Source organism: Pseudomonas sp. MM211, from assembly GCF_020386635.1.
Lineage (GTDB): Bacteria > Pseudomonadota > Gammaproteobacteria > Pseudomonadales > Pseudomonadaceae > Aquipseudomonas.
The window spans coordinates 1296211-1308991 of the sequence record NZ_CP081942.1; the positions used below are offsets into that span (position 1 = coordinate 1296211).

The 12781-nt window shown below is 62.0% G+C and carries 13 protein-coding genes; 4 read left to right on the forward strand and 9 right to left on the reverse strand.

Going from position 1 to position 12781, the window contains the following annotated elements:
* Positions 1-149 precede the first annotated feature (149 nt).
* The 9 genes from K5Q02_RS05785 to K5Q02_RS05825 all read right to left on the reverse strand — a co-directional run bounded on the left by K5Q02_RS05785 (position 150) and on the right by K5Q02_RS05825 (position 10358).
* Positions 150-1100, reverse strand: a complete 951-nt coding sequence (locus K5Q02_RS05785; protein ID WP_225839589.1) for a FecR domain-containing protein — start codon at positions 1098-1100, stop codon at positions 150-152.
* 5 nt (positions 1101-1105) lie between these two features.
* Complete coding sequence (locus K5Q02_RS05790; protein WP_225837291.1) at positions 1106-1624, reverse strand: sigma-70 family RNA polymerase sigma factor; 519 nt, start codon at positions 1622-1624, stop codon at positions 1106-1108.
* Between the two features lie 207 nt (positions 1625-1831).
* On the reverse strand, positions 1832-4315 hold the full coding sequence (locus tag K5Q02_RS05795; RefSeq protein WP_225837292.1) for a TonB-dependent siderophore receptor: 2484 nt from the start codon (positions 4313-4315) through the stop codon (positions 1832-1834).
* A 240-nt stretch (positions 4316-4555) separates the two neighbouring features.
* Entirely contained in the window at positions 4556-5515 is a 960-nt protein-coding gene (locus tag K5Q02_RS05800; protein ID WP_225837294.1) for a FecR domain-containing protein, read from the reverse strand.
* A complete protein-coding gene (locus K5Q02_RS05805) occupies positions 5512-6027 on the reverse strand; it encodes a sigma-70 family RNA polymerase sigma factor (protein ID WP_042553647.1) in 516 nt (171 codons plus the stop codon). The genes K5Q02_RS05800 and K5Q02_RS05805 overlap by 4 nt, the downstream gene beginning before the upstream one ends.
* Before the next feature lie 356 nt (positions 6028-6383).
* Entirely contained in the window at positions 6384-8306 is a 1923-nt protein-coding gene (locus K5Q02_RS05810; RefSeq protein ID WP_329959560.1) for a TonB-dependent siderophore receptor, read from the reverse strand.
* Positions 8267-8743 carry an STN domain-containing protein gene (locus K5Q02_RS05815; RefSeq protein WP_225837296.1) on the reverse strand — a complete coding sequence of 159 codons (477 nt, stop codon included), beginning with the start codon at positions 8741-8743 and terminating at the stop codon, positions 8267-8269. The genes K5Q02_RS05810 and K5Q02_RS05815 overlap by 40 nt, the downstream gene beginning before the upstream one ends.
* A gap of 107 nt (positions 8744-8850) precedes the next feature.
* Positions 8851-9819, reverse strand: coding sequence for a FecR family protein (locus K5Q02_RS05820; RefSeq protein WP_225837298.1), 969 nt, complete (start codon positions 9817-9819; stop codon positions 8851-8853).
* Positions 9816-10358 carry a sigma-70 family RNA polymerase sigma factor gene (locus K5Q02_RS05825; RefSeq protein ID WP_225837300.1) on the reverse strand — a complete coding sequence of 181 codons (543 nt, stop codon included), beginning with the start codon at positions 10356-10358 and terminating at the stop codon, positions 9816-9818. Before K5Q02_RS05825 ends, K5Q02_RS05820 begins: the two co-directional genes overlap by 4 nt.
* Before the next feature lie 134 nt (positions 10359-10492).
* On the opposite strand from K5Q02_RS05825, the gene K5Q02_RS05830 reads away from it, so the two are divergent.
* From K5Q02_RS05830 to K5Q02_RS05845, 4 genes are all read left to right on the forward strand, one after another.
* Positions 10493-10708 (forward strand): dodecin, encoded by a 216-nt coding sequence (locus K5Q02_RS05830; RefSeq protein ID WP_042553536.1) that lies wholly within the window; start codon positions 10493-10495, stop codon positions 10706-10708.
* A 113-nt stretch (positions 10709-10821) separates the two neighbouring features.
* Positions 10822-11043: a DUF1161 domain-containing protein gene (locus K5Q02_RS05835; RefSeq protein WP_225837301.1), complete on the forward strand. Its 222-nt coding sequence runs from the start codon at positions 10822-10824 to the stop codon at positions 11041-11043.
* A gap of 162 nt (positions 11044-11205) precedes the next feature.
* Positions 11206-12201, forward strand: coding sequence for an LLM class flavin-dependent oxidoreductase (locus K5Q02_RS05840; RefSeq protein ID WP_225837303.1), 996 nt, complete (start codon positions 11206-11208; stop codon positions 12199-12201).
* A 90-nt stretch (positions 12202-12291) separates the two neighbouring features.
* A complete protein-coding gene (locus K5Q02_RS05845; RefSeq protein ID WP_225837305.1) occupies positions 12292-12717 on the forward strand; it encodes an OsmC family protein in 426 nt (141 codons plus the stop codon).
* The last annotated feature ends 64 nt before the right edge of the window (positions 12718-12781 follow it).

Genomic DNA, 12781 nt, shown 5'->3' on the forward strand with positions numbered 1-12781 from the left:
GCAAAGGACGCAAAAATATTCTCAATTGATCGATCCCACGCGCCGCGTGTCGGCCACACCTAGGGTGGGTTACGGCGCTATCGGTTCGGTGTTGCTTTGGCTATTGGTAACAGGCGCCTAACCCTCCCTACGAAAAGCGTGTCACTTGCCTAGCTGCGCGGCCTCACCGTTACCCAATAGCGAGTGCGGCGTTGTACCTGTACGGGGAAGCTTCGTTCCAATGCGCTGAGTGCGCGGTCGGTGTCGTCGATGGGGAAGGCGCCGGAGACTTTCAGGTTGGCGAGGCGCGGGTCGCAATTCAGCCAGCCTGCGCGGTAACGGCTCAGCTCGTCGAGCAGTTCGCCGAGTGGCTGGTCGATGGCGATCAGGCTGCCCCGTTGCCAGGCAGCGGTACTGGCGTCGGTGGCGCGTGGTGCGTCGATGCTGTTGCCGGTAAAACGGCTGCGCTGGCCTGCCTCCAGGCGCAGCGGCTGGGCCATGCCGGGTAGGCTGACTTCCACGGCCTTTTCCAGCACGGCCACTTCACTATGCTGGCTGTCGGTGCGCACGGTGAAGCGCGTACCCAGGGCGCGCACACCGCCATGGGCAGTGGTGACGCTGAAAGGCCGGCCCTGAGGATCGGACGCGGTGCTGACCATCAGCTCGCCAGCGAGTAGTTGCAGAACGCGCTGCTGGTCGTCGAAATGCAGCTGCACGGCGCTGTTGGTGTTGAGCTGCAGCTGGCTGCCGTCGGCGAGGGTGAAGGTACGCCGTTCGCCAATACCGGTTCGATAATCCGCCAGCACCCGCTGGCCCATATCGCTACGCCAGCCCAGGGCGGCAAGGCTGCCTGCCGATGCCAGCAGCACCACGCCGCGCAACACCTGACGCCGAGAGTGGCCTGCTGTACGCAGTGTGCTGGCGGCGAGTTGCCCGGGCACCTGTGCCATCTGCTGGCGCACTGCCTCTATACGCTGCCAGGCCTGATTATTGAGCGGGTCGGCGCTCAGCCAGTGTTGCCAGGCGAGGCGCTCCTGCTCGCTGACGGTTTCGCCAGTCAGGCGCACGTACCACTGTGACGCCGTACGAATCGCTTCGCGCTCGCTGGCGCCCTGGTTCAGCCCGCTCACAGGCCGGCCATGATCAGGCAGCAATGTTCCATGGCCCTGGCCATATGGTTGTTCACCGTGCGCAGGGAAATGCCCAGGCGTTCGGCGATCTGTGGATAAGTCAGCCCCTCGCACTGGGAGAGGATAAAGGTCTGCTTGGCCTTGCTGCCCAAGCCGTCGAGCAGGCGGTCGATCTCCACCAGCGCCTCGAACAGAATCGCCTGTTCTTCCAGCGATGGGTGCGACGCCTCCGGCAGGTTGGCCAGTGCTTCCTGATAGGCCTGCTCCAACGAGCGACGGCGGTACAGGTCGACCACCAGCCCACGGGCGATGGTCGTCAGGTAGTGCCGCGGTTCGCGCAGGCTATTTGCGCTGCGTGCGAGCAGCACACGGACGAAGGTGTCCTGGGCGAGATCAGCTGCATCGGCTGAATTGTTCAGGCGCTGGCGCAACCAGCCACGCAGCCAGCCGCTGTGCTCGCGATAGAGTACATCTAGCCCTGCGTGGGGCGCCGTATCGGTATGCACCGTAGACATCCCGCCTCCTGGGAGATATTGCGAATAAGAATTCGTCGCGATTCTACGGTGGGGGATGGCAGATTGGAATGGCTGACAGTCAAAGGAGCTGCTAGGCGACTGGCGGTGATCCGGGGAGCTTCCATCACGTAGCGAGCGTCATGGAAACACACGCGACGAGTGCAGCAACGCCCCTGCATGGCGGGGCGTTGCTGTTTCTTAATAGACCTAGAAGTCCGCTTTTACCGACAGCATGAAGTTGCGCGGCTCGCCATAGAAGTTGCCGAAACCTTCGGTGCCCACGGTGGCGTAGTAGCGCTTGTCGAAAAGGTTGTTGCCGTTGAGGGCCAGCGACCAGGTGTCATCGACGCGGTAGCCGATGCGGCCGTTCCACACGGTGTAGCCCGCCTGGGAAATGTTGTTGCCGCTGATCGGTGAGGTGCGGTAGTTGTCGCTCTGGGCGTTGAAACCGGCGCCGACCGTGAAGCGCTCCAGGGGCCCGCTGAGGCTGTAATCACCCCAGACGCGCAGCAGGTGCCGCGGCACGTACGAGTTGTAGGACACACCGTTCTGGTTGGGGTTGGCATCCTCCAGCACCTTGGTCTGGGTGTAGGTGTAGCCGGCCAGCAGTTGCAGGCGGTCGATGACTTCACCGCTCAGCTCCGCCTCGAAGCCCTGGGCGCGCACCTTGCCGGAGTTCTGCGAACAGCTGCCGTCGGCACAATTCGGGTCGGTCTGGGCCGCATCCTCCTGAATGGTGCGGAACAGGTTGAAGGAACTGTTCAGACGACCCTCGAACCACTCGCCCTTGATGCCCAGCTCATAGCTTGTGCCGATGAGCGGTTTCAGAGTGCTGCCATCGATGGTCTTGAGGTTGCCCTGGGGCGTGAAGATATCGGTGTAGCTGGCGTAGGCCGTCAGGTTGTCGTTGAGATCGAGCAGCAGGCCGGCGAATGGCGTGACCTGTCCGGTTTCGGTGGTCTCGGAATTGGCCGGGGTGCCGACGCCGCGAAAGTAGGCGACGGAGTCGGTTTCGGATTTGTACCAGCTGACGCGGCTGCCGATTACGAATGTCAGCGGCTCGGCCAGTTTCAGACGCGCGGTGGAGTAGACGCCGTACTGCTTGATGCGGATGTCCAGCGGGCCGCCGCGCGAGGCATTGGCCAGGTAGTAGCTCTCGTCCGGTTGCGGTAGATGATGGTCAGGATCGAGCACGTTCTGGCGTTGCGGCAGGGCCGCCACTGCGAAGAAATCGTCCTTGTGGGAGCGACTGGTGTTGGCACCAACGATCAGCTCGTGCTGCTGGCCAAAGGCGTCGAACTTGCCATCCACGTAGGCGTCGAGGCCGTAGTCCACTTGGTCATAGTCATAGATGCTGCCAAGTACCAACGTGCTGGAGCTGCTGGCGCCAACCGGCACCGAACCACTGGGAAAGGCGTACTCCATCTCCTGGGTGTTTCGCGACCAGACGCCCGCTACCTTCAGCGCCCAGTTGTCGTTGAGCTGGTGCTTCACATCACCGAACAGTGTGGTGCGTTTGCTGCGTTGGTTGTTCCAGGATGGGTTCTGGCAAGTAGAACGGCTGAGCTTCAGGTCTTTGCCATCGGCGTAGCGCGGCACGCCGGCCCAGCAGGGTGTCGCATCGAGGTCTTCATAGGCGAGGCCCAAGCCGAAGGTGGTGTCGGCACTCAGGTCGAAATCCACGGCACCGTAGTAGATCTGATCCCGCCGCTCGGCGACGTCATAGAAGTAGTGGCGACTTTGCTGGGTTGCCACGGCCCGCCCGCGGATGGTGCCGGCTTCATTGAGCGGGCCTCCGGTGTCGACCTGGGCGCGGTAGTTGTCCCAGGTGCCCGCCGCGAGAGACAGTTGGGTATGTGGCGTGTACTGGCCGCGCTTGCGCACGAAATTGACGCCTCCCGCTGTACCGCCAGCGCCTTTCATCATGCCTGCCGCACCGCGAAGTACTTCGACGCGGTCATAAATGGCCATGTCGCTGGCAAAACTGTCGGCCTGTGCGTAGCTGCTGCCAATATCCAGTGGCACGCCGTCGTATTGATACTGTCCGGTCATGCGGAAGCCGCGGGAGTAGAAGTACTTGCCGCCCATGGGCGAGTCGTACACGGTGATGCCCGGGGTCTTTTCCATGACCTGTTCGATGGTGTTGAGGTTCTGGTCGTCGAGCATCTTGCGGGTTATCACCGTGACCGATTGCGGCGTTTCCCGCAGCGAATGCTGACCCTTGCCGATGGTCACCGCACCCGTGGTGTAGGAGCCGCTGCCCTCGGTGGTTTCGCCCAGACCGCTGGCGTTGATACTGGTCGCGCCCAGTTCCAGTGAACCATCGCCTTCCTGCGACGCTTCCAGTGCGTAATTGTCTCCGGCCTTGAGCGGTCGCAAACCGGTACCGGCCAGCAACCGGGCCAGACCTGCATCCACCGAATAGCTGCCGTTTAGCCCAGGGCTGCGTTTTCCCGTGGTCAGCCGCGAATCCACCGAAAGCAGAATGTCGGCTTCGCTGGCGAAACGATTCAGCGCCTGGTCGAGATCGCCCGCGGGGATGGTATAGGTGCGGGTCTGTTCGGTGGCAGATGATTGCGCCTGTGCGCTGGCTACGATCAGCAATGGGCTGGCGGCGAGCAGGCTGGCGAACAGAGCGCGGGTAATCGACTGGCTCAGCGGTGAGCGTTGGCAAGTGGGCTGGTGCGGCATTCTGGATATCCTCTGAGAATGCGTCTTCATTGGGTTCAAGAGGTATCCCGAGCGAGCGGGTGAAACCGACAATGGGTTCTGGAAATTATTTGCTGATTGCTCTGATGATCGTTCCCACGCTCTGCGTGGGAACGCATGTCAGGACGCTCCGCGTCCGTCAGGTTCAGCTGCCGCCGATGGTTCGAGGCTCGGAGCGCTACACGTGGCATTCCCACGCGGAGCGTGAGGAACGATCAGTGGTCAGCCTGTCGGCCGCACGGTGACCCAGTAGCGGGTGACGCGCTGTACTTGCACAGGCAGCGATTGCTGCAAGGCGGCGAGTACGCGGTCAGTGTCGGCCAGCGGAAATACGCCGGTCAGCGGCAGCTCGGCGACGGCCGGGTCGCAGCGCAGCACGCCGGGACGGTGACGTGCCAGTTCATTGAGGAACTGGCCCAGCGGCATGCGTTCGGCGATCAGCCGGCCCTCGTTCCAGGCGATGGCATTGCGGTCTGCCTGGCCGATGGCCGTGGCCCGTTCGCTGTTGAACCAGCGCTGCTGGCCCGCCTGCAGGCGTGAGGGCGGTGTGTTACGCGGTCGCAGCTCCAGTTCGCCTTCGTAGAGTTCGACGCGGCTGCCGCCGTCGATTTCATACACCGAGAAGCGCGTGCCGAGTGCCTGGATTTCACCGGCGGCGGTCTCGACGATCAGTGGGCGGCGAGCGGCATCACGGCCGCTCTCCAGCAGCAGTTCGCCCTTGAGCAGCCGGATGCGTCGTTCCGTTTCGCTAAAGCGGACATTCACCGCGCTGTCGCTGTTCAGCGCCAGCCGGCTGCCATCGGCGAGGGTGTGCTGCAAGCGTTCGCCGGTGCCGCTGCGCAGGTCTGCCATGGCTTCGCGCCAAGGTAGCTGCGACTGGGCCAGGTATCCGCTACCGCCGGCCAGCAGCGCCAGGCCGAGCATCTTGAGGGTCTGGCGACGACGTGCGTCAGGCTGCTCGCGCAGCACGGCGCCAGCGGTGTGGGCGGGGACGCCAGCCAAGGTACCCTGCAAGCGCTCCAGGCGTTGCCAGGCGCGCTGGTGTTCGGGGTCGCAGGCCTGCCAGTCAGCGAAGCGCTGGCGTTGCTCGGCATCCAGTTCGCCGCCCCAGTGCAGCATCAACCAGTGGCTGGCCTGTTCGACGATGGCTGGCGGGATGGGCGCATCGCTGGGGCGTTTCATTCTGCGTACAGCACCTGATAGCAGGCCGAGATGGCACGCAGCATGTACTTCTGCACCGAGCTGACGCTGACCTGCAGGCGTTCCGCGATCTGTGGATAAGTCAGGCCTTCGAACTGCGACAGCAGGAAGGCTTCGCGTACCTTGGTGGGCATGGCGTCGAGCATCGCATCGATCTGCAGCAGAGTCTCGATGACCATGGCGCGGGTCTCCAGCGACGGCGACTCGGGTTCTGCAAGGTGAGCGATGCTCTCGAGGTAGGCCCGCTCGATCCGCTGCCGACGCCACTGGTCGATGATCAGGTTGCGTGCGATCTGGGTCAGGTAGCTGCGGCCTTCGTCGATGCTCGGCAGGCGGCCGCTGAGCAGCAGGCGCAGGAAGGTGTCCTGAGCGATATCCGCCGCCTGTTCGCGGTCGCCCAGGCGTTTGCGTAGCCAGCCGTGCAGCCAGCCGTGATGATCACGGTAGAGCGTATCGACGCTTTGCAGCGTTGATGGGGGCGGAGCGCTGGACACCGAAACTCCCTTGGCGTGCGCCAGTGCGGATAAGAATTGATCGCGATTGTAGGAGGGCGTTGAAGGTTTGGGAACAGGGGGATGGAAAATGCCTGGGCCAGGCGCGGGTGAGAGGTTTGTAAAGTTGGTAAAAGCCGTGCGGGTTTTGCCGCGCTCATCCGTCTTTATAGTTAAGTGCACTGATTGAGGCTGCGTAAGCTGCCGATGGTCGATGCGCTGTTCTGCTGGATCTCTTGCCTTTCTTTGACGCCGTGGCCTGCCCGCATGCGCAACGGCGCTCCTGCGTCTGACTGCCATGCTGGCGTGTGCGAGGCATCCGCCAATGGCCGCCACGCATTACATGGCGGCCAGCGCGATTAGTAGCTGTACGTCAACGACGTCATGACATTGCGCGGCGCACCGTAGCTCACGTTGTTTCCGGCGATGGACAGGTAGTACTCCTTGTTGAACAGGTTGTTGACGTTGACCGACGCAGACAGGTTTTCATTGATGTCATAACGGCCCAGTAGGTTGAACAGCGCATAACTGCCCTGTTCTGTTTGTGCGCCGTCGTGGGTTCGACTCTCCCAGTTGAAGCCACCGCCGACCGTGAACTTGTCCAGCGTGCCTGGCAGTCGATAGGTGGTGAAGGTTTTCAGGCTGTGCAACGGCGCCCGCGTCAGAATGCGTTGGTTGTCGTCGTTGCGACTCACGCTGTAGGCGTAGCCACTGCTGAACTGCCAGCCCTCCGCCAGCTCGCCGCTGAGCTCGAGTTCGACGCCTTCGGTGGTTGCCGTTTCCCCGACGTAGGAATAAAGAACGCCACTCCAGACGGCCAGGTTTTCCTGATCGGTCTTGAACAGGGAAAGACTGGCGTTGAGCCGGCCTTCATTGAAGTTGGCTTTGATACCCGTTTCGTAGCTCGTTCCTTCCGTTGGCGCGATGGTCGAGTTCGAGTAGAGGTTGGTCAGGTAGTCGTGGGGCTGGAAGATTTTGGTGTAGCTCGCGTAGAGCGCCCAGGTTTCGTCCAGGTCATGCACGACGCCAGCGTAGGGGATGAAGATTCCGTTTCGGCTATCGCTGCTCTTGCTCCGTGCACCCGTCGCATAAGTGACGGCCTCGCGATCTGTTTTCCAGTCCATTACGCGGCTGCCAATCAGCAGCTTGGTGTCTTCGGTCAGATGCAGTCGGGTACTGAGGTAGGCACTGCGTTGATCCTCGGTAGTATTCGATTTGCCTGTCTTGATGTAGGTCGGTTTGGACACGTCGTCGATCCAGGTTCCCAAATTCGGGTTGGTAAACAAGCCCGAAGTTCTTGTCTCGCTCGGGCTGTAACTGTCGAGCCGTGAGAGGGTGATGCCGCCAATCAACTCATGCTCGCGGCCAAATAGTGAAAAGGGTCCGGTTACGTAGGTGTCCAGGCTGTCTTGCTCACTGTGCCCGTTGTAGCGCTGAAACAGCACACTACCTCCGCTGGCTGTTCCCGTGCTGAACGTGCCATTTAGCCCCGCGCCTGTCGCATCGTGGTTGTATACGGCGTGGCTGAGATCGCTCTTCACGCTCCAGCCCGAGTCGAACTGATGCTCGATGGAGGCGAAGACGTTCTTCAGCTCATGGTTGTAATAGCCCCACGCCGGAGAGTCGTTGTCGGAGGCGTCGGCACCAGTCGGTTGGCCATTGCTGTAGAGCGCTGGGTAGATGGTGGTTTGCGAATTGGTATCGCGGTTTATCTGGCTGAAGCCCAGGGTGAGTAATGTCGACTCGCTCAGATCCGCTTCGACGATGCCATAGAGCGTCTGGTAGTCCTGCTCGAAGTTGTCTGTCCAGCCATGCTGATGCTTGTAGTCCGCGACGAAGCGGCCGCGCAGGTTGCCGCTCTCGGTCAGTGGCCCGGCTACGTCCACCATCGAACCATAGCGATCCCAGTTGCCTGCCTCCACGCTGATCTTGGCCTGAGGCTCGTAGGTCGGGCGCTTACGTATCATGTTGACGGTAGCGGAGGGGTTGCCCAGGCCGCTCATCATGCCGGTGGCGCCTTTGACGATCTCCACCCGGTCGTACAGGGCAGTGCTCTGCACATAGTTCGACAGAGAAGACGAGCTGGGCACGCCATCGATCTGGTAGTTCCGGATCGTCGAGCCGCGTGCCCAGATCTGTGGGCCGTCGCCACCAACAGAGAAGGGTTTGACGATAACGCCCGTAGTCGCGCTCAGCGCGTCGGGCAGATTATCGAGCCGCTGATCATCGAGGCGCTGACGGGTCAGTACGGTGATTGATTGAGGCGTTTCCTGCAGCGACAGGTTGAGTCGCGTGGAACTGCTCGTCGAGCCGGTGGTGTAGGGCCCGTGCCTTCGGTGATCGACCCAGGCGCCTTGCCGGAAATGCTCAACGAAGAAAGCTCCAGTGCGCCGCTAGCGCTCACTTCAGGCATGACGCTGAAGCTGCCGCTTCCCGTGACCACCAGTTGCAGGCCGCTGCCCGCCAATGCCTGATGCAGCGCTTGTTCGGCGCTCAGCTCGCCATGCACGGCAGGCGCCTGTTTGCCACTGACCAGTGCAGGGTTGAGAGAAATGACCCGCCCGCTCTGCCTGGCGATGGCGTTGAGGGTGTTGGCCAGGCTGGCGGCTGGCAGGTTGAACTGCAGGGTTTGCTGCTGGGCCGCCGGATCGGCCATGACGACCGTGTAGGGGAGGCCAGCGAAGGCGATGGCAACGGCGAGGGGCCAGGGTCTGAACACGAAAACACTCCTGATTATGTTGGCTGTCAGGAGATAGGTGGAGCGAAACGGAAAAACCGGACAGCGATGCGAACGATTTTCATGAATAAATGCTCATCGTCGTGCGCTTACTGATTTTTCGGGCCGAGCAGGGTGAGCCAGGGGCCGTAATGGTCGACGCTGATCGGCAGGGTTTCCGCCAGCGCTGCGAGGCTGCGTTGCGTGTCATCGAGTGGAAATACACCTTGTACGCGCAGTTGGCGGATCTGCGGGCTGACGCGAATCAGACCTCGTCGATAGGGGCGCAGGGCCTCGATCACGTCGCTCAACGGTGCATCGAGAACACTGAGGCGGCCGTCCAGCCAATCCGCCTGATAGGTCTGCTCGCCGGTCAGCAGATCGATACGGTTACCACGCAGCAGGGCGGCCTGGCCCTGTTGCAGCACCAGGTTGCCACCGTTTACCAGGCTTAGCCGCACGCTGTGTTCGAGCACCACCACACGCGTCGCATCCGCCTCCTGGCGTACCAGAAAACGGGTGCCCAGCGCCTGCACATCACCCTGGGCGCTGCGCACGATGAAGGGGCGGCCGGCATCCGCCGCAACTTGCACCACCAGCTCGCCGTGACGCAGCAGCAATAGGCGCTGCCGGCTGTTGAAGTGCAGATCGACAGCGCTGGAGGCATTCAGGTCGAGGCTGCTGCCGTCACTTAGTTGCAGATGGCGGCGTTCGCCAGTACCGGTACTGAAGTCTGCCAGCAGCGCCTGGCCAGGCTGGCTACGCGCGCCTAACCAGGTTGCGCCGCCAAGCAGGCCGAATGCGGCAAGGCCGCGCAATAGGTTGCGTCGTGACGAGCTCGGTTGAAGCAGCAGCTCCTGCGCCGTGCCGCTGGGGAGCTGTTTGTTCAATTTACGGAGGGTGTCGTAGGGCTGGCCCAGGCTGTGCTGCAGCGTGGTCCAGGCGTTGGCGTGAGCTGCGTCGCTGTGCAGCCACTGCTCGAAACGCGCCTGTTGCGCCTGGCTGGTGCGCCCGGCACGCAGCTTGACCATCCAGTCGATGGCCTGTTCGGCGGCCGGGTCTAAGCGTGTCTGTCTCATGGGGTCAGCTGTGCCAGGTAGCATTGGCGCAGGGCCTGGGTCATATAGCGGCCAACGGTGCGCTCGGAAACGTTCAGGCGTGCGGCAATGTCGACGTAGGTTAGGCCATCCAGCTGGCTGTACAGGAAGGCGCGCTTGACCACCAACGGCAGGCCGTCGAGAGCACGGTCGATGGCAGCCAGCGCTTCGAGCAGCAGGTGGCGCTCTTCCGGCGAGGGTGCGAGTTCTTCCGGCAGGGCGGCGAGGCGCGCCAGGTAAGCCAGCTCCAACTGGCGACGCCGATGGCGGTCATAGATCAGGCGTCGGGCGATGGTAGAGAGATAGGCCCGTGGCTGCTCGATGCTATCGGGATCGACCCTGGCGGCGAGCAGTTGGCAAAAGGTCTCTGCAGCCGTGTCCTCGGCGTCGGCCTGGTTGCGCAGACGGCGCTGCACATGCTGCAGCAGCCAGCGATGGTGATCACTGAAAAAGAATCCCAGTGCGGTGGACGGGCTGGACACGGCAGGGTCGTTCCACGAGTTGATATGAATACTTCTCATTCTATTGTGCGGCGCTCCAGGCGAGCAATCGTCAGTGGCATGGCAATCGAAAACCTGAACTTAGCTGCGCTCTCCGAGGACTGATTGATTAAGGGCACTCAGCCCACTTTTCTTTACCAGCCCTGGAGGCGGATATGTCAGATCATCACACCTACAAGAAGGTCGAGCTGGTTGGCTCGTCGTCGACCAGCATCGAAGATGCCATCAGCAATGCCCTGGCCGAAGCCAGCAAAAGCATTCGTCATCTGGAGTGGTTCGAAATCACCGAAACCCGTGGTCACATCGCCGATGGCGCGGTGGCCCATTACCAGGTCACCCTGAAGGTCGGCTTCCGCGTCGCCAACAGCTGACCACGGGCATCTGCAGTCGCGCTTACTTGTCATAACGGCAATCTGCGGCTTTATTGAAACGGGCCACTTTTTGGCGCCCGGAGTAGTTCACTGGTAACGAGGGAGCGTTTGTGATGAGAAAAGTGTTATTTGCAGTAGGCCTGATGGCCCTCGCTGGTTCGGCGTTCGCAGCTAAAGATTGCGAAGAGCTGAAAGGTGAGATCGACGCCAAGATCCAAGCCAATGGCGTGGCGTCCTACACCCTGGAAGTGGTCGACAAAGGCAGCGTGACTGACCGTCAAGTGGTCGGCACCTGCGGTGGCGACACCAAGGAAATCGTCTACCAGCGCAACTGATGATGATGGTCGAAAGCCGGCTCGCAGCCTCTGCGATGCCGGCTTTTTACTGCCTGCAATTTTTGCCATGAGGTGGTCTCAACCCATCTGGAGGCGTAGGATAAGACCTACTGTTTTACTCGGATAAAGCCCTGGCTTTATCCACAGCCAAGGTTTTTTCTCATGACTGCACTCGCGAAACTTCCCTTCTCCGTTCTCGACCTGGCGCCGATCCGCGATACCGGCAGCCCAGAGCAGGCGCTGCACAACTCCCTGGCGCTGGCCAGGCACGTCGAATCCCTGGATTTCAATCGCTTCTGGGTCGCCGAACACCACAACATGGACGGTATCGCCAGCTCCGCGACTGCTGTACTGCTTGGCTATCTGGCCGCCGGAACCTCGCGTATCCGCCTGGGCTCCGGTGGCGTGATGCTGCCCAACCACGCGCCGCTGGTGATCGCCGAACAGTTCGGCACTCTGGCGACCCTCTATCCGGGGCGCATCGAACTGGGCCTTGGGCGTGCGCCGGGCGCCGACCAGTTCACCGCTCAGGCCTTGCGCCGCGAGCGCTCCGGAAGTGCCGACGATTTTCCTCAGGACGTTGCCGAACTGCAGCGTTACCTGGGCCCACGTACGCCGGATCAACGAGTCCTCGCCGTACCGGGTACCGGCACCAACGTACCGATCTGGCTGCTCGGTTCCAGCCTGTTCAGTGCCCAGTTGGCCGGCGAGCGCGGTTTGCCTTACGCCTTCGCTTCGCACTTCGCGCCACGCTACGTGCACGAGGCCATTCGGGTTTACCGCAATGCCTTCAAGCCATCCGAGACGCTCGACAAACCCTATGTGATGCTCGGCGTGCCGTTGATGGCAGCCGATACCGACGAGCAGGCCCAGCACCTGGCCACGTCCGCCTACCAGCGTATCCTCTCGCTGATTCGCGGCCAGAGCCTGGTGCAGCGTCCGCCGGTGGAGTCGATGGAAGGGTTGTGGCTGCCTCATGAGCGTGATGCGGTGGGCAGCTTCCTGGGCATGGCGGTGATCGGCGGCCCGCAGAAGATCCGCGCGCGCCTGGAGGTGTTGCTGGAGCAGACCCAGGCCGACGAGCTGATCTTCACCTGCGACCACTATGACTTCGCCGACCGCCTGCACGCCTTCGATATTCTCGCCGGGCTGCGCTGATCGCCTGATTGACAGCGGGGTCAAAAAACTCGAACTTGCCGGGCTGCTGTCTCTCTGAACTCTGTACCCCTCATCAACAGGAGCATAGAGATGAAGAAGACAGCATCGGCCCATTGGCAGGGCGGCATCAAAGACGGCAAAGGCACCATTTCCACCCAGAGCGGTGTGCTCTCCGAGCAGCCTTACGGCTTCAACACCCGTTTCGAAGACAAGCCCGGCACCAACCCGGAAGAGCTGATCGGCGCTGCACATGCCGGCTGCTTCTCCATGGCGCTGTCCAAGGAGCTGGGCGAGGCGGGCATGACCGCCGAGAGCATCGACACCAAGGCTGAAGTCACCCTCGACAAGCAGGATGGTGGTTTTGCCATCACCGCAGTGCACCTGTCGCTGAAGGCCAAGGTGCCAGGCGCTGACCGTGCCGCATTCGAGAAGGCGGTAGAAGCCGCCAAGACCGGCTGCCCGGTCTCCAAGGTTCTGAACGCGGAAATCACCCTGGAAGTCGTACTGGAGGCGTAATCGCCTGCTCAGTACCGCAGCCCAGTCGCGACGCCCGTCGCGGCTGAGGCCGTTTCCCCTCGCA